This window comes from Clostridium beijerinckii HUN142, assembly GCF_000621745.1.
Classification (GTDB): Bacteria; Bacillota; Clostridia; order Clostridiales; family Clostridiaceae; genus Clostridium; species Clostridium beijerinckii_A.
This window is the reverse complement of record NZ_KK211335.1, coordinates 365,075-383,487: the sequence shown is the minus strand read 5'-3', so window position 1 is coordinate 383,487 and position 18,413 is coordinate 365,075. Positions and strand designations below refer to the sequence as shown.

12 protein-coding genes are annotated in these 18,413 nt (G+C 30.7%); 1 reads left to right on the top strand and 11 read right to left on the bottom strand.

Features of this window, described 5'->3' with window-relative positions; translation table 11 throughout:
- Positions 1-45: 45 nt before the first annotated feature.
- From feoB to glnA, 10 genes are all read right to left on the bottom strand, one after another.
- The gene (gene feoB, locus T483_RS0119905; protein WP_026888402.1) at positions 46-2,196 is read right to left on the bottom strand and encodes a ferrous iron transport protein B; all 2,151 of its coding nucleotides are present in this window, start codon (positions 2,194-2,196) and stop codon (positions 46-48) included.
- Positions 2,197-2,270: 74 nt separating this feature from the next.
- Positions 2,271-2,492 (bottom strand): FeoA family protein, encoded by a 222-nt coding sequence (locus T483_RS0119900; protein WP_012060354.1) that lies wholly within the window; start codon positions 2,490-2,492, stop codon positions 2,271-2,273.
- A 13-nt stretch (positions 2,493-2,505) separates the two neighbouring features.
- A complete protein-coding gene (locus T483_RS0119895) occupies positions 2,506-2,715 on the bottom strand; it encodes a FeoA family protein (protein ID WP_012060355.1) in 210 nt (69 codons plus the stop codon).
- Between the two features lie 495 nt (positions 2,716-3,210).
- On the bottom strand, positions 3,211-4,419 hold the full coding sequence (locus tag T483_RS0119890) for an NADP-dependent isocitrate dehydrogenase (RefSeq protein WP_026888401.1): 1,209 nt from the start codon (positions 4,417-4,419) through the stop codon (positions 3,211-3,213).
- Positions 4,420-5,058: 639 nt separating this feature from the next.
- Positions 5,059-5,349, bottom strand: coding sequence for a hypothetical protein (locus tag T483_RS0119885; protein WP_026888400.1), 291 nt, complete (start codon positions 5,347-5,349; stop codon positions 5,059-5,061).
- A 205-nt stretch (positions 5,350-5,554) separates the two neighbouring features.
- Positions 5,555-6,472: a CPBP family intramembrane glutamic endopeptidase gene (locus tag T483_RS0119880; RefSeq protein WP_026888399.1), complete on the bottom strand. Its 918-nt coding sequence runs from the start codon at positions 6,470-6,472 to the stop codon at positions 5,555-5,557.
- Positions 6,473-6,804: 332 nt separating this feature from the next.
- Entirely contained in the window at positions 6,805-8,277 is a 1,473-nt protein-coding gene (locus tag T483_RS0119875; RefSeq protein ID WP_026888398.1) for a glutamate synthase subunit beta, read from the bottom strand.
- 13 nt (positions 8,278-8,290) lie between these two features.
- Positions 8,291-12,868, bottom strand: coding sequence for a glutamate synthase large subunit (gltB, locus tag T483_RS0119870; protein WP_026888397.1), 4,578 nt, complete (start codon positions 12,866-12,868; stop codon positions 8,291-8,293).
- A gap of 172 nt (positions 12,869-13,040) precedes the next feature.
- The gene (locus T483_RS0119865) at positions 13,041-13,601 is read right to left on the bottom strand and encodes an ANTAR domain-containing response regulator (protein WP_012060362.1); all 561 of its coding nucleotides are present in this window, start codon (positions 13,599-13,601) and stop codon (positions 13,041-13,043) included.
- Between the two features lie 41 nt (positions 13,602-13,642).
- Positions 13,643-14,974: a type I glutamate--ammonia ligase gene (glnA, locus tag T483_RS0119860; RefSeq protein ID WP_026888396.1), complete on the bottom strand. Its 1,332-nt coding sequence runs from the start codon at positions 14,972-14,974 to the stop codon at positions 13,643-13,645.
- Positions 14,975-16,061: 1,087 nt separating this feature from the next.
- On the opposite strand from glnA, the gene T483_RS0119855 reads away from it, so the two are divergent.
- Positions 16,062-17,375: an aspartate kinase gene (locus T483_RS0119855; RefSeq protein ID WP_026888395.1), complete on the top strand. Its 1,314-nt coding sequence runs from the start codon at positions 16,062-16,064 to the stop codon at positions 17,373-17,375.
- Between the two features lie 326 nt (positions 17,376-17,701).
- On the opposite strand, the gene T483_RS0119850 is transcribed toward T483_RS0119855, so the two are convergent.
- Positions 17,702-18,355, bottom strand: a complete 654-nt coding sequence (locus T483_RS0119850; protein WP_026888394.1) for a DedA family protein — start codon at positions 18,353-18,355, stop codon at positions 17,702-17,704.
- Positions 18,356-18,413: the final 58 nt, after the last annotated feature.

Below are 18,413 nucleotides of genomic sequence, written 5' to 3'. Positions count from 1 at the left end.
CTTAATTTAAGTATATTGTCATGCTTAAATTTAATTATATAAACATTATTTTGTATAACTTAAATTAGTGTTAATTAATTTTTCTTTTGCTTCCTTTCTTCCTGTCGCTATAACTATTAATACTACAGCTACTGCAATAATAATAGAAACTACAGCTCCAAGTAGGCTTCCAACTCCCAATATATAATTACCAACTTGATTAATAACAAGTGCAACAATATATGCAGTTGCTGTCTGGAATCCTATAGTAATGAATGTCCACTTCCAATTTCCCATTTCACGTCTTATTGTACCAATTGCTGCGAAACAAGGAGCACAAAGTAAATTGAATGCCATAAATGCAAATCCGCTTGCTGCTGTAAACATTGCACCAACATTATTAATTAATGCTGGATCAGTTTCAGATGCATCTGTTATTCCATATAAAACACCAAATGTTCCAACAAGATTTTCCTTTGCAACAAGTCCTGTAACTGTTGAAACTGCTGATTGCCAATTTCCAAAGCCAAGTGGTGCAAATATAGGTGCAATAATATTTCCTAGACTTGCCAGTATACTATTATCTGCATCCACCATTTCGAATGACCAGTTAAATGATTGTAAAAACCACACTGCTGCACAAGATACTAAAATTATTGTTCCAGCTTTTGCTATAAATGCTTTTACCCTGTCCCACATATGGATAACTACACTTTTTGCACTTGGTACATGATATTGTGGTAATTCCATAACGAATGGTGAAGGATCTCCAGCAAATAATTTTGTTTTCTTCAATATAATTCCACAAATGATAATCATTACTATCCCCAAGAAATACGCTGATGGAGCTACCCAAGCAGAATCATTGAAAAATGCTGATGCAATTAGAGCTATGATTGGTAACTTAGCACTACAAGGAATAAATGTAGTTAGCATAATTGTCATTTTTCTATCTCTCTCATTTTCCATTGTACGAGTTGCCATAATACCAGGTACACCGCATCCAGAGCTTATCAACATTGGTATAAATGACTTACCCGAAAGACCAAACTTACGGAAAATTCTATCCATAATAAATGCTACACGAGCCATATATCCGCAATCTTCAAGCACAGATAAGAATAAAAATAGTAGTATAATTTGTGGTACAAATCCAATTACTGAACCTACTCCACTAATTATTCCGTTAATTACTAATCCTTGTAACCAATCGGCTACATTTGCATTTGCCATCCAGTCTGAAGCGCTTCCTTGAATTATCTCTCCAAATAATGTATCATTAATCCAATCAGTTCCTATTGTTCCTATTGTTATCGCTATGTAATATACAGCATACATAACAACTACAAAAATTGGCAATGCTAAGAAACGATTCGTAACAATTTTATCAATTTTGTCTGATGTTGTTTCTTTTCCATTACTGCTCTTTTTAATGGCACTTGAAACTACATCTCCTATAAATGCATACCTATCTGAAGTAACAATACTTTCACTATCATCATCAAGTTCATTTTCATACTTTTGTGTTATTGCTTCTATATCATTTAATATGTTTTCTGGAAGTTTCAAATTATCTATTATGTTTTTATCACGCTCAAATAATTTTATAGAAAGCCAATTAATATTAGTATCCTTACTTTGGATATTGCCCTTGACAATTCTTTCTATCTCTTCAAAAGCATCTCTAGCTTCTTTTGAAAAAGGCACTTGGAAATTTGGTTTTTTCTTTGAATTAGCTATTTCTATAGCCTTTTCTGCTGCCGCTTTAACTCCGTTTCCTTTAAGTGCAGAAGTTTCAACTACCGGACACCCTAGAGTTTTTGATAATTTATTAATATCTATTTTATCTCCATTTTTCTCCACAATATCCATCATATTAAGTGCTACAACTGTAGGAATTCCTAATTCTAAAATCTGAGTTGTTAAATATAAATTTCTTTCAATATTAGATGCATCTACAATATTAATCACCGCATCTGGTCTATCATTTATCATAAAATTACGAGTTACAACTTCTTCAAGAGTATATGGTGATAGTGAATAAACTCCTGGTAAATCAACAATTTCGACTTCTTTGTGTCCTTTTAACTTACCACCTTTTTTTTCAACCGTTACCCCTGGCCAGTTACCAACATATTGTGATGAACCTGTAAGTTCATTAAACATAGTTGTCTTTCCACAATTAGGGTTACCTGCAAGCCCTATTTTAATTGACATTTCTATTCCTCCTAATCACTATATATACCTTTCCATATTAATCTAAGCTAGGGTATATATTTTTTTGTATTAAATTACTCTACAAGTATCATTTCTGCATCAGCTTTACGAAGTGATAATTCATATCCACGAACTGTTACTTCTATTGGATCCCCAAGCGGTGCCACTTTACGAACATACACTTCACATCCTCTTGTTATTCCCATATCCATAATACGTCTACGAACAGGTCCTAAACCATCAACCTTTTTAACTTTAACAGTTTGTCCACATTTAATTTCTTTTAATGTGTTCATTATAAAAATCCTCCTAAACTATAATTCTACTTGCCATTCTTTTATCTAATGCAACCCTGCTATCCTTAACATTTATTATTAGATTTCCTCCAAGTTCAGAAATAATTTTAACCGTTTCACCTGTAACAAATCCTAAACTATTTAAAAATCTTTTTGTTTCATCATTTCCAGTAATTTTTTTAATGTTCATTTCATTTCCCTTATTAGCTAATATTAATGGCATAATATTTCCCCCTTAATTAAACTTACTAATTTTTTCATAAATTAATTATGTATAATTCCTTACATTTCATCGCCAATTAAATTCACAATCAATTGATAATGATTTTAATTGGCTTTCCTATATATAATAATATCACTTTTCACTAGCATTGAAAATGATTTTCAATAACTTTTTTTCAAAATTGTGCTTTTGTTAATTGGTAACGTTTTATTTCTATCACTTTGCTTTATTTTGTTAAATTCACTTAATTATTTTAACAATTTTATAATTATTCATATATTATTTAATTCTATGAAATTTATGCAATTAGAATAATCCATTTATTAAAATTATGATTTATACACACTTCATTCAAACTCTAAGCAAAAAAAATAGACTATCTAAAAATAGAAAAGGATTCTATTTTTACGCAGCCTATTTTTATTTATAATTTTTTATATCGAAAATATTATCTTTACTTATTTCTAAATATTAAATAAATCATATTAAAGAAAATTAAAGTATTTCCTCTAATGTCTTTCTTATAGCTTTAATAAAATCAAAGGTATTTAATGTTTGAATGTTACTATGCTCAGCAAGTAACGATAAATCTTTAGTCATTATTCCATCTTCAATTGTTTTAATTGAAGCCTTTTCCAATTTATCTGCAAAATTAACTAAATCAGCATTACTGTCTAGTTCTCCTCTTTTCTTTAAGGCTCCAGACCACGCGAATATTGTTGCAATAGAATTTGTTGACGTTTCTTCGCCTTGTAAGTGTTTATAATAATGCCTTTGAACAGTTCCATGTGCTGCTTCATATTCATAGTTTCCTTCTGGTGAAACAAGTACAGATGTCATCATTGCAAGTGAACCAAATGCTGTAGCAACCATATCACTCATTACATCTCCATCATAGTTTTTACAAGCCCATATAATTCCACCTTCGGATTTAATAACCCTGGCAACCACATCATCAATTAACGTATAGAAATATTCAATTCCTGCCTCATCAAACTTAACTTTATATTCATCATCAAAAATATCTTGAAAAATATCCTTAAATGTATGATCATATTTCTTTGAAATTGTATCCTTAGTTGCAAACCATAAATCTTGTTTAGTATCTAGTGCAAAATTAAAGCAAGCTCTTGCAAAACTTTCAATAGACTTATTAAGGTTATGCATACCAAGAACCACTCCATCACCTGCAAAGTTATGTACTAACTCTCTCTTTTCTTCGCCAGTCTCAGAGGTAAATACAAGTTCACATTTACCTTTTCCTTCTATTTTCATTTCAACATCTCTATATACATCCCCATAAGCATGTCTTGCTATTGTAATAGGCTTTTTCCATGTCCTAACATATGGCTTTACTGGCTCTACTATAATTGGTGCTCTAAATACTGTTCCATCTAATATTGCTCTTATAGTACCATTAGGACTTTTCCACATTTCTTTTAAATTATACTCTTTAACTCTTGCTGCATTTGGTGTAATGGTTGCACATTTCACCCCAACTTTATATTTTTTTATAGCCTCTGCAGCATCTACAGTAACTTGATCATTAGTTTCATTTCTATACTCTAATCCAAGATCATAATATTCTGTATTTAATTCAATAAAAGGATTTAATAATTCCTCTTTTATTGCGCCCCAAATAATTCTTGTCATTTCATCTCCGTCCATTTCAACTAACGGAGTTGAAATTTTTATCTTTTCCATATTTATTGCCTCCTATATTGCTTATATTTACTTTAAAAATCTTTAGAAACTAACTTTCTTTTTTCTTTTAGACATCTTAATTTCTATAAATAATTATACAATATTAACGCCCTATTATCAAACAATTAGCATTATTATATACGTTTTAATAATAAATTCACATTTAAACTTCTAATAAGTTAAGCGCTTAATTAAGGCAAAATATCAAAACTCAATTGTAATATATATATTTTCGATGAAATATATATATTGCAATTAATCAAAAGACCACTCAGCTATTATAGTTTCTCCTTCTCCTAAAGTGATTTCTCCATCACTAAGCCAACAAATAGCATCGTCCCCATGTCCTTTATCTGTAGAATCATTAGAAAGATCCTCATCATAGACTTCTATAATGCTCTCATTTCTCTCTTTGTTCCCCTTATACTTCTTCTTCCTTATATTTTTCTTTACTTCTAAAATTACAGGAGGATTATTATGTTTACTAATATCCTTCTTTACCTCAATACTCCCACTATTTTGGTCACTTTTATTTTCACTATTTAATTTTTGATTATTTGCTTTTAAAAGTGTTATTTCATTATTCTTATTTAAACAACAAAAGCTCAGTTACCAAAACTGAGCTTTAATTATAAAATATTAATTTTCTTTTTTATCTACATCTTCATATTCAACATCAATAATTTCTCCAGTTGTATAGTCATCTACAGGAGTGCTATAAACTTCCTTATCTCTATCATTATTATAATAGTTATTTAAATTCTTCTTTCTCTTTTTTTCTCTAAAAAATCCCACTATCTTCATAACAATATATATTATTACTCCTGCTATCAGAAGCCATGGAAGAATATGTAGAATTATTGATCCTACTAAAAATATTATACAAATTGTTCCTATAATATACATATATCTTTTAAATTCTCTGTTCATTACACTCAACCTCTATATTACTTAGTTTCTCATTTAGTTAAAAGCATATCTTAAGTATACCCTATGAATATAAAATTTACAACGTACAGAACAAAATCTCAGTTGACTTTGGTTAAGTTCCGTATTGTGCTTCGCACTCTTTTCATTTTTTAAGTTCCGTATTGTGCTTCGCACTCTTTTCATATGTGTAGATTTTTTACGCATTTTATGCTCTATAAGGTATGAATTTATATGTTATTAAAATTGTTACTAAAAGTAATGCTGTAACTACTATTCCTCCTTCAGGCCCAAAGCTTCCTCCATTAATTATATTTGAATTAATAGTTCTTATGGTATATATAGAGTCTGTAACATTTCCACTTACCAGAAATCCAAAAATGTCGCCCTGAAAATAATTCCAAGTTATATGATACCCTATGCACATCCATATATTTTTAGTCTTTATGAATAAATATCCCATAAAAATTCCAAATAAAAATAAATTCATATATGCAAGTAAACTGATTCCATTATTTAATGAATGCATTAGTGAAAAAATTATGGATGATCCTAAAATAGGTATCCATGATATGTTAGTTTGCTTTAAAACAGTCATGCAGTATCCTCTAACAAAAAGTTCCTCATTAACCCCAACAAATATAAAAACAATAAGTTGTAAAAATAATGCTCTCGAAAAATTTGGACTATTAAAACTATTTACTAGTTCAACTGATTTAGTACATAACAATATAATTGCAACTATAGTAAATGATATTGCACCAAATAATAAGCCATAAAATAAATCTTTCCATCCTCTTCTTATATTAATTAATCCAATATCTTTAACTTTCTTTTTATCTAGAAATCTCCAAAATAAAACTACAAAGAATATCATTAGTATACATTGCATTAAATTTAAAAATGCTCCTGGAAAAGAAGACATACTTAAAAGCTGCTCAGTAATATAACTTATGCCCTCATCTTGCTTTGACAGCAATGCTGGATTAGTCATAAAAACAAATGCACTATATATATTGCTAAAGACAACTGATATTATAGTTGTAGACACAAAGAAACATACGAAAACAAGTATTATCTTCCAACCAGATCTTATCTGTCTACAGTTATTACTAAATATTTTCATTAATATCCTCCAATCAATTTCTCCTTAAAAGATTATTCATTTTGCCACTAAAAAAGTAGTTACCTTTATATTATATATGGCTAATTAATATAAATTCATGAAAATATTCTTAATTATTAATTAAAAGCTCTGTTTTGTTCTAATCTATGGCAAGTGTTACATTGCTTTCCTAAGACAATTCATAACATGTAGGTTATAAAAATATTCTTCATAGAATACAAGTACTTGATTATTATTATCTACTGTATCTAAATTTAAAATTTAATTTTATTTTTAAAATAAATAGGAGTGATAATTCTAAATACTTAGAATATCACTCCTATTTTACCATACTATTTTCTTAAGAACTCATTAACAGCTATTCCTGCTCTTATTCCTTCATTTATAGCAGTAACAACCAATGATTGTCCACGTCTAGCGTCACCTGTTGAAAATACTTTGTGCACATTGGTTTTAAAATCTTTTTCATTTGCCTTTATATTACTTCTCGCATCTGACTCAACACCAAAAGCTTCTTTAATGTAATTTTGTGAACCTGTGAAGCCCATTGCAAGTAATACAAGTTCGGCTTGATAAGTTTTTTCTGATCCTTCAACTGGCACTGGACCAAATCTTCCATTTTCGTCCTTCTTCCATTCAACTTTTACAGTATCAACACTTTCAAGATTTCCATCTTTATCTGCATGAAGACCTGTAACTGTAGTTAAATATTCTCTTGGATCTTTGCCATAAATATCTATAAATTCTTCTTGGCCATAATCAACCTTAAGAACTTTAGGCCATTCTGGCCATGGATTATTATCTCCTCTTTCCTTAAGAGGTTCACCCATTATTTCAAATTGAACTAATGATTTACATCCATGTCTGAGTGAAGTTCCAACACAATCTGTCCCTGTATCTCCACCACCAATTACAATTACATTTTTATCTTTTGCTGAAATATAATTGTTATCATCATGGTTTGAATCTAGAAGACTTTTTGTATTAGCTTTTAAGAAATCTACCGCAAAATGTACCCCTTTAACTTCATCTCTACCTTTTGCTACAAGATCCCTAGGATCAGATGCACCAGTTGCAAGTACTACTGCATCATATTCATCTAATATTTCATTTGTATCATAATTTTCACCAATATTGGCGTTAGTTACAAACCTAATACCTTCCTCAGCCATAAGATTTATTCTTCTTAATATAACTTCTTTATCAAGCTTCATGTTTGGAATACCATACATTAATAATCCACCTGGTCTATCACTTCTTTCAAAAACAGTAACTTTGTGACCACATTTATTTAACGTATCTGCCGTAGCAAGTCCTGCTGGACCTGATCCTATTACAGCAACTTTCTTTCCAGTTCTCTTAACCGGAGGATTAGCTTTAACTATCCCATTTTTAAAAGCAGTATCAATTATAGCTCTTTCATTTTCCTTTATAGCAACTGAAGGCCCATTTAACCCTGCTGTACATCCAGCTTCGCATGGAGCTGGACATACTCTTCCTGTAAATTCCGGGAATGGATTAGTCTTATTTAATCTTTCATAAGCTAAATCCCATTTTCCTCTATACACTAAATCATTCCATTCAGGAATTAGATTGTGAAGCGGACATCCCGATACCATTCCTGAAAATAGAACTCCTGATTGACAGAATGGAACACCACAGTCCATACATCTTGCACCTTGAATACTTTGCTTTTCTGCTGGAAGACTTAAATGAAATTCTTTGTAATCTTTTAATCTTTCTTTGGGTTCTCTATTTTTACCTACTTCTCTATCATACTCTAAAAATCCCGTTGGTTTACCCATTTTTCTAACCCTCCTAATTTCCTTTAATTTCTTGGAAAGTTTTAATTAATGCTTCATCCTCATCACATCCAAGATTCTTATGCTTTTCAACAGTTTCCATTACTCTCTTATAATCCTTTGGAATTATTTTGTGGAACTTAGATTTTTCTGTCTCAAAGTTGTATAATATTTTATTTCCTTTAGGAGAGCCTGTAACTTTTACATGTTCTTCAATTAAGTTCCTTAATTCTTCTTCATCTTCTAAGCTTAACTCTTCTAATAGAATCATTTCTTCATTTAGATTTATTCTAAAGTTTGGATCCTCTTCATAAAGGTAAGCAATTCCGCCACTCATACCAGCAGCAAAGTTAATTCCTGTTTTGCCTAAAACAACAACCTTACCACCTGTCATGTACTCTAATCCGTGAGCTCCAACTCCTTCAACCACAGCAGTTGCTCCTGAATTTCTAACGCAGAATCTTTCACCTGCAATACCATTTATAAATACTTTTCCTGAAGTTGCACCATATAAAGCAACATTTCCAATCAAAATATTATCTTCAGCTACAAATGTTGATTTCTTTGGAGGATATACTATAACCTTACCACCTGATAATCCCTTACCTAGGTAATCATTAGCATCTCCTTCAACTTCAAATGTTAATCCCTTTGGAATGAATGATCCAAAACTTTGTCCTGCCGCTCCATTACACTTAATAGTAATAGTATCTTCCGGCAATCCATCTGACCCATTAATTCTTGTTATTTCAGATCCAAGAATAGTTCCAAGGGTTCTATCAGTATTAGTTATATCAATTTCAAAATTTACTTTTTCTTTCTTTTCTATAGCATCTTTAAATTGACTTAGGAATACCTTTTGGTCTAATACTCTTTCTAATTTAAAGTCATACTTTTTAGTTTCATCAAACTTAACAACTTTTCCCTTATATTTATCTGGAGTATAAAGTACTGAACTTAAATCAATATTCTTAGCTTTCCAACCATGAATGTTTTCTCTCTGCTTAAGTTTATCTACTCTACCAACCATTTCATCAATAGTTCTAAATCCAAGATTCGCCATAATTTCTCTTAATTCTTGAGCTATAAAGTACATAAAGTTAACTACATATTCTGGTTTCCCTTTAAATCTCTTTCTAAGCTCTTCATTTTGAGTTGCAACTCCAACTGGACAAGTATCTAAATTACAAACTCTCATCATAACACAACCTAAAGTTACTAATGGTGCAGTTGCAAATCCAAATTCCTCTGCTCCAAGAAGTGCGGCTATAGCAACATCACGACCGCTCATAAGCTTACCATCTACTTCTACTCTAACTCTTTCTCTTAAATCGTTAAGAAGTAATGTTTGGTGAGCTTCAGCTAGTCCAAGTTCCCAAGGAAGTCCGGCATTTTTGATTGAGTTTTTAGGTGATGCACCTGTTCCTCCATCATACCCTGAAATTAATATTACTTCTGCTCCACCTTTAGCAACACCAGCTGCAACAGTTCCAACTCCACATTCTGAAACTAACTTAACAGATACTCTAGCTCCAGTGTTTGAATTCTTTAAGTCATATATTAATTGAGCTAAATCTTCTATTGAGTAAATATCATGATGAGGTGGTGGTGATATAAGACCAACCCCTGTAGTTGAATGTCTAGTTTTAGCAATCCATGGGTAAACCTTAGTTCCAGGTAATTGACCACCTTCGCCAGGTTTTGCTCCTTGTGCTAATTTTATTTGAAGTTCATCTGCATTTACTAGATACTCTGAAGTTACTCCAAATCTACCAGATGCAATTTGCTTTATTGAAGATCTTCTTGAATCCCCATTTGCATCTTTAGTCCATCTATCCTTATCTTCTCCGCCTTCACCAGTATTAGACTTACCGCCAATTCTGTTCATAGCAATAGCAAGTGCTTCATGAGCTTCTTTAGAAATTGATCCATAAGACATTGCTCCTGTCTTAAATCTCTTAACAATTTCTGAAACTGGCTCAACTTCTTCAAGTGGAATTGACTTAGAATTATAGTTAAATTCTAATAATCCTCTTAAAGTAATTTCAGCTTTTTCATCATCAATTAAAGAAGTATATTCTTTAAACAATTCATAATTTGATGTCTTAGTAGCCTCTTGAAGTTTATGAATAGTTAGTGGATTATATAAATGCTCTTCAGCACTATCTTCTCCTGATCTAAGTTTTTCATATCCTGGTGAATCTAACGAAAAGTCTGCAGAATAAGTTTTTTCTTTAAATCCATTTCTGTGATTTATCTCTGCTTCTTTTTGAATTTCAGCGAGTCCTATTCCATCAATTCTGCTTATAGTATTAGTAAAGTATTTATCAATAACCTCTTTTCCAATTCCTATAGCCTCAAAAATTTGTGCTCCTTGATAAGATTGTATTGTTGAAATACCCATTTTTGAAAGTATTTTAATTATACCTTTAAGCACTGCTTTATTATAGTTGTAGACAGCCTTATCATATTCTAAATCAAGTAATCCATCTTCAATTAATCCTCTTAAGCTTTCATAAGCCATATATGAATTTATAGCAGAAGCACCAAATCCAAGCAATGTAGCAAAATGGTGAATTTCTCTAGGCTCTCCACTTTCAAGTATTAACGCAACTGAAGTTCTTGTCCCTTTTTTAACTAGATATTGGTGAAGTGCTGATACTGCAAGTAATGATGGAATAGGAACTTTTGCCTCACTTATATTTCTATCAGATAATATAAATATAGTATATCCCTTTTCATATGCATCCTGAGCCTTTTCAAACATTTCATTTAATGCTTCTTCTAAAGAGCCACCTTTATCAAATACAATATCAATTACCTTTGATTTTAAGTTTCCTTTATTATAAGCCTTTATTTTAGCTAATTCTTCATCATTAATTATTGGTGAATCAAGTTTAATCAACTCACAATTTGATGCTTTATCTTCTAATATATTTCCTTCTGGTCCAAGATAAACATTAGAAGCTGTAACTATTTCTTCTCTAATAGCATCAATAGGAGGATTAGTTACTTGTGCAAATAACTGCTTGAAATAATTAAATAATGGCTGAGAATTCTTTGATAATACTGCTAATGGAACATCCACGCCCATTGCTGCTAATGGTTCAGCTCCAGTTTCAGCCATTGGAAGCATTGTTGTTTTTACTTCCTCGTAAGTATATCCAAACGCTTTTTCTAATTTCTTTCTAGTTTCCTTATCATATTCAATCTTGAACTTCTTACTTTCATTCATTTTATCTAAAGTAACTAGATTTTCTTTTAACCATTCTCCATAAGGATATTGATTAGCATAAGCATTCTTTAATTCTTCGTCATCTATAACTTCTTTTTTAACTGTATCTACAAGTAACATTCTACCTGGCATTAATCTATCTTTCTTTTCAACAATTTCAGCTGGTATATCTAATGCACCAACTTCTGAAGAAAGAATAAGTCTTCTATCTTTAGTTATATAATATCTTGATGGTCTTAAACCATTTCTATCTAAAACTGCACCAACTTTTTCACCATCTGTAAATACGATAGCTGCTGGACCATCCCATGGTTCCATTAGTGTAGCATTATATTCATAAAAAGCTTTCATTTCTTTACTCATAGTTTTACTCTTATACCATGGTTCTGGAATTGCCATCATAATGGCTCTAGTTAAATCCATTCCATTCATATATAAGAATTCTAAATTGTTATCAAATATCGCAGAGTCTGATCCTTCTTTATTTATGATAGGTAACACTCTGTTTAAATCTTTTCCAAGTGCTCTAGATTTAACATTTGTTTCTCTAGAATAAACCTTATTAACATTTCCACGAAGTGTATTAATTTCACCATTGTGAATCATAAATCTATTAGGATGAGCTCTTTCCCAACTTGGGAATGTATTAGTACTATATCTTGAATGTACTAATGCCAAAGATGTTTCAACTCTTTCATCTTCTAAATCTTTATAAAATTCTCTAAGCTGTGTAGATAGTAACATTCCTTTATATACTATTGTCTTTGATGAAAAAGACGCTATGTAGAAAGTTTCATTTAGGAATTTACTTATCCATCCTGCTCTTTTTTCTATATTTCTTCTAACAATATATAAATTTCTTTCAAAATCTTTTCCTGGTTTTATTCCATTTGGTCTTCTTACAAAAGCTTGCATTATTGCAGGCATTGCTTCTAGCGATGCTTTTCCAAGTATTGAAGGGTTTGTTTGAACTTCTCTCCACCCAATTAGTTCAAGTCCTTCTTCCTTTGATATATCTTCAAAAAGGCTCATAGCTTCTTTTCTTGCCTTTTCTTCTTGTGGTAAAAATACCATAGCAACAGCGTAGTCCCCTTCGTTTCCGAGAGTCATACCTTTTGATTTCAATTCTTCCTGAAAGAATTTATGTGGTATATTAAATAATATTCCTGCTCCATCTCCTGTATGTTCATCAGCGCCTGTACCACCTCTGTGCTCTAGCTTTTCTAGGATAGTTAAACAATCTGATAATATTTCATGAGATTTCTCACCATCAATGTTTACTATAGTCCCAATTCCACAAGCATCATGTTCAAAACATGGATTATATAACCCCTGTGCATTCGGATTATTTCTTTCCATTAAAATTCCCCCTTGAGATAATAATATATTCATTTGTACCTTCTTAAATATTTATCTATCAGGCACCTATTTATCCTTAAAACAATCATATTGCATTTATGTGTAGCAAACAACGAGTAAATACATCCTTTTTTGAAATATAATTACTCGCGTATTTGCTACATTTTATAAGTTATTCATTTTCACTTAATATTAAACTCGCAATATCTTTCATTCTTTTCCCAGAATCCATACTTATCTTCTGCATATATCTAAACGCTTCATTCTCCGTAAGTCCTGAAGTTTTCATGAGTTGACCTTTAGCCTTTTCGATAAGCTTTCTATCTTCTAGAGTATGTTCTAACTTTTCAACTTGATCTCTCAGCTTCTTGATTCTCTTTTTGCTTTGAAAAATTAAATTTATAGCATTAGTTAAGAGAACATTAGAGATTTTAGTACCAATACAATATATATCAGTATCTTCTTCTATAAATGATTTATAAGGCTCATTTACGATAGCTAAAAAACTAGTTACATCTACTAGTGTTTCATAAACATCTAGTAAACTCATATCCTTGAATTTATATCCTACTAAGACTAGGTCTGGGGAATGTTGCATAACTAATCTAATTAATTCATTTCCTGAAGCACATAATGCTATGATTTCATAGCCTTCCTGCATTAGTAAACTCTTTAATTTCTTTGCTGTCTCAATATTGCTTAAAGCTATAATAATTCTTCCATCTTGAGCCATTGCAATCCCCACCTTAATTAATAATAATTGGTATTACTAAATTAATATCTATTAAGATAGTTTTCTAATTCCCAGTCATGTACTTTAGTTCTATAATCATCCCACTCAGCTGCTTTACCTTCAAGATAATTATTGTACACATGTTCTCCTAAAGCTGACTTAGCTAACTCACTTTCTCTCATGAATTGAACTGCTTCATATAAGTTATTAGGTAAGTTATCGATTCCGTTAGCTTTTCTTTCTTGGTCAGTCATAGCAAAAATATTTGCTTCAACTTCTGCTGGTGGTTGTAGATTGTTCTTAATACCTTCTAATCCTGCTTGCAGTAAAGCTGCTAATACTAAATATGGGTTAGAACTTGGATCTGGACATCTAAGCTCAACTCTAGTTCCTGCGCCTCTAGCTGCTGGTACTCTTATTAATGCTGTTCTGTTTTTGCAAGACCAAGCTAGATAAACTGGTGCTTCATATCCTGGTACTAATCTCTTGTATGAATTAACTAATGGGTTAGTAACAGCTGCAAGACCTTTGATATTCTTTAATAATCCTGCTATAAAGTTATAAGCTATTGGACTTAAGCCATTCTTGTCATTTTCATCAACAAAAACATTCTTTCCATCCTTGAATAATGACATATTAACATGCATTCCTGAACCATTAATTCCGAAAATTGGTTTTGGCATAAATGATGCATGTAATCCGTGTCTTTGTGCAATAGACTTAACAACTAGTTTAAATGTCATAATATTATCAGCTGTAGTTAATGCATCACCATATTTAAAGTCAATTTCATTTTGCCCTTCAGCAACTTCATGGTGAGATGCTTCAATCTCAAATCCCATTTCTTCTAATGCTAAAGTCATGTCACGCCTTGCGTTTTCTCCTAAATCTGTAGGCGCTAAATCAAAATATCCACCTTTATCTTGAGTGTTTGTTGTTGCATTACCATTTTCATCAGTTTCAAATAAGAAAAATTCACATTCAGGTCCAACATTCATTGTATATCCAAGTTCAGCTGCATCTGCTATAGCTCTCTTCAGGATATATCTTGGATCACCTTCAAATGGCTTTCCATCTGGTTTATAAACGTCACAGATTAATCTTGCAACCTTACCTTGTTGCGGTCTCCATGGGAAAATTACAAAACTATCTAAGTTTGGTCTTAAATTCATGTCGGATTCTTCAATTCTAACGAAACCATCAATAGATGATCCATCAAACATGCACTCATTATTTAATGCTTTTTCTAACTGTCTGTCTGTAATTGCTACGTTTTTTAATGTTCCAAAGATATCTGTAAATTGAAGTCTTATAAATTTAACTCCATTTTCCTTTACTAAGTTAATGATATCTTCCTTTGTGTACTTTGCCATTTTACAAACCCCCTTTTTTTCTAAAAAAAGGCGCACAATAGAAGCGGTATACCATCTATCGAACGCCTTTGCTCAATTCATTTAATAAGTAAATTATATACCACCATTTCTAACAAATCAATAGATTTTTTAAAAAAGTAAGTATTTTTGTAGTAAAAACTTTAATTTTTAAAGAAATCAATACCATATTCTTTAAAAATTAAAGCTTATATTTATTAAATTGATAAATATAAAAAATAACTTCTGCAGAAAATTATTTTATAACTTATAACAAAAAAAACGAAATCAATCTGAATTATTAATTCTATGACTCCGTTGTCAAAGTATATATAAATTTGTAATTCATATAACTCCTAATAATAAAATATTTGCATATTAAATTATCAGTACCATAATGTTAACAATACTTACTTTACTTCTATATTATTTTTCTTGATTTATTCAACGCTGAATTTCAATGAAAACAAGAAATAATCAAGTTTAACTTGGTATTTTTATTATACAAATCAATATTTACTCTGTCAAACGTTATTAATGATACTCACTATTTTCTCTACATATAATATATGTTGCAGATAAATTTCTAAATTTTAGTTTTAACTAATAACTCAGCTTACTGTAACTTTAAATGTAAATTATTTATTTGAACATACTCAATATTATTAACTATGATAAATTTTTTTCATAGAATATATATGTTACAATGCACATTTCACAGTTACGACTAAAATTATTGCAATGCTTTTAGAATTATGATGAAGAATTATTTCTCGTAGTATATATAATTTATTATATTAAATAAATTTTCTTCATTAATGATTTAAAGACATTCTATTTGTTTTTATACAGATAAATAAATAAACAACTTAATTTATAATTGCAAAACTCAGCACCTTCTATACCATAAATTTATTTTATATCCATTCCTTAATCTGCTTTGCAGTTTATTATATGTTCTTTTCTATAAATAATACTAACTGATCAAGAGAAAATAAACATTTAGCATTATTAATAATTAACTTGAACATTTTTAGATAAATTGCTACAATCTTATATGTAAAAATACATATATATGGGGGCTATAATTATGAACACAATTGTAACAAAATTTGGTGGAAGTTCACTAGCAGATGCAACTCAATTTAAAAAAGTTAAAGAAATAATCTTTTCAAATCCAGAAAGAAGATATGTAGTGCCATCTGCGCCAGGAAAAAGAAATCCTAAAGATTCAAAAATCACTGATTTATTATATCTTTGCCACGCCCATGTTTCTACTGGAATATCTTTTGATGATGTTTTTAACCATATAACAGATAGATATTGTACTATCATTAAAGATTTAAATTTAGACTTTGATATTACAGAACATTTAAACATCATAAAAAAGGATCTTGAAGAAGGGGCTTCGAGTGATTATGCTGCAAGTAGGGGCGAATACTTAAACGGACTAATACTTGCTAACTATCTTGGCTTTCAATTTGTTGATGCTAAAGACGTTATGGTTTTTAATAGCGACGGTTCTTTAGATTCTAAGGCGACAGATTCAGCCCTTTATTATAAATTATCTAAAATTTCTAATGCTGTAATTCCCGGCTTTTATGGAGCAGATAAAGACGGAAACATAATCACATTTTCAAGAGGTGGTTCTGACGTAACAGGAGCTTTAGTTGCTTCAAGCATCAATGCTGACCTTTATGAGAATTGGACAGATGTTTCAGGATTTTTAATGGCAGATCCTAGAATAATAGATAATCCAAAACCAATAAGCAAAATAACTTATTCAGAACTTAGAGAACTTTCTTATATGGGTGCTTCTGTATTACATGAAGATGCAATATTCCCAGTAAGAGAAGTTGGAATTCCAATAAATATAAAAAATACAAATAAACCTCAAGACGAAGGTACTTTTATCGTAAAAAATACAGATGGCTCAATGAAGCCAACAACTGTAACAGGTATAGCTGGTAAAAAAGATTTCACAGTTATTTCAATATCTAAAGCTTCAATGAATTCAGAGCTTGGTTTCTGTAGAAAAATTTTATCAATACTTGAACAGCATAATATTTCATTTGAAAATATGCCTTCTGGAATAGATACAGTATGCTTTGTAATTCAAGACACTCAATTGAAAAACAAAAAGGATGTTGTTGTAGAAGAAATTAAAAGAGCATGCAACCCAGACAGTATAGAAATCCATCCAAATTTAGCTATGATTGCTACTGTTGGACGTGGAATGGCTAAACAAAGAGGAACTGCTGCCAAGATCTTTACAGCTCTTTCAAATGCTGAAGTCAACATTAGAATGATAGACCAAGGTTCTAGCGAGATGAACATACTAGTTGGTATAGAAAATGATGATTTTGAAAAAGGAATTGCTGCAATATATAACGCATTTAATTAGAAAATAGATATAACCGAAAGAAGGATACACTTTTGTTCCGGTTGCTAGAGAATATGACTTTGGATTTCTAACATTAGAACTTGTGCCCATTCCTGCATGATCCTTAGTTCCTAAGGACAAGCAACAATGGAACAAGTTCTAATGAAGAAACTCCTAAAGCCACATTCTCAATGCAGCACTCCACAAAAGTATATCCTTCTTTCTGATAATGTATGATTTTAATATGTGATTATTAATTTATAACTATATAATAATGTTATTTTCTATAAAGATGGTAAGTTAAAAGCCTAATTAAAGAGTATTTCAACTCCCTAATTAGGCTTTTTTTATACTGTTTGATTAGCTTTTTTCATCTTGCTTCTTAAGAATTCAACTATAACTGGTACAATAGAGATAAATATGATTGCTATAATTACAAATTCAAAGTTCTTTTTAACTACTGGAATGTTTCCAAAGAAAAATCCTAGTGCTGAAACTACTAGTACCCATAGAATTCCACCTATTGCATTAAATGAAATAAAATGTCTATATTGCATCTTTCCTATTCCAGCTACAAATGGTGCTAGAGTACGAACTATTGGGATAAATCTTGCAAAGATTATTGTCTTTCCACCATGCTTTTCATAAAACTTGTTAGTTTTGTCTAGGTGTTCTTTCTTAATAAGTTTCCCACCAGCAATATTAATAAGTTTATCACCAAAAATTCTTCCTATCTCATAATTAACAGTATCCCCTAAGATCGCTGCAACCATTAAAAGTCCTAGTAATGCATATATATTAAGCATTCCCATAGCAGCAAAAGCAGCAGCAGCGAAAATTAACGAATCTCCTGGCAAAAATGGAGTTACAACTAAACCTGTTTCCAAAAATATTATGAAAAATAGCAGCAAGTATGTTTCAAATCCATAATTGTTTATTATGAATCCTAGATATTTATCAAGATGTAGAAATATATCAATCAAATAAGTAACTGTATTCATATTTTTCCTCCCATATGTTTTCGACATATTAATTAATTTATAACATATGGTTATTATA

Excerpts from the sequence above, each read along its gene's own strand:
- feoB (WP_026888402.1), bottom strand. The coding sequence starts at position 2,196 with ATGTCAATTAAAATAGGGCTTGCAGGTAACCCTAATTGTGGAAAGACA.
- T483_RS0119900 (WP_012060354.1), bottom strand. The coding sequence starts at position 2,492 with ATGAACACATTAAAAGAAATTAAATGTGGACAAACTGTTAAAGTTAAA.
- T483_RS0119895 (WP_012060355.1), bottom strand. The coding sequence starts at position 2,715 with ATGCCATTAATATTAGCTAATAAGGGAAATGAAATGAACATTAAAAAA.
- T483_RS0119890 (WP_026888401.1), bottom strand. The coding sequence starts at position 4,419 with ATGGAAAAGATAAAAATTTCAACTCCGTTAGTTGAAATGGACGGAGAT.
- T483_RS0119885 (WP_026888400.1), bottom strand. The coding sequence starts at position 5,349 with ATGAACAGAGAATTTAAAAGATATATGTATATTATAGGAACAATTTGT.
- T483_RS0119880 (WP_026888399.1), bottom strand. The coding sequence starts at position 6,472 with ATGAAAATATTTAGTAATAACTGTAGACAGATAAGATCTGGTTGGAAG.
- T483_RS0119875 (WP_026888398.1), bottom strand. The coding sequence starts at position 8,277 with ATGGGTAAACCAACGGGATTTTTAGAGTATGATAGAGAAGTAGGTAAA.
- gltB (WP_026888397.1), bottom strand. The coding sequence starts at position 12,868 with ATGGAAAGAAATAATCCGAATGCACAGGGGTTATATAATCCATGTTTT.
- T483_RS0119865 (WP_012060362.1), bottom strand. The coding sequence starts at position 13,601 with ATGGCTCAAGATGGAAGAATTATTATAGCTTTAAGCAATATTGAGACA.
- glnA (WP_026888396.1), bottom strand. The coding sequence starts at position 14,974 with ATGGCAAAGTACACAAAGGAAGATATCATTAACTTAGTAAAGGAAAAT.
- T483_RS0119855 (WP_026888395.1), top strand. The coding sequence starts at position 16,062 with ATGAACACAATTGTAACAAAATTTGGTGGAAGTTCACTAGCAGATGCA.
- T483_RS0119850 (WP_026888394.1), bottom strand. The coding sequence starts at position 18,355 with ATGAATACAGTTACTTATTTGATTGATATATTTCTACATCTTGATAAA.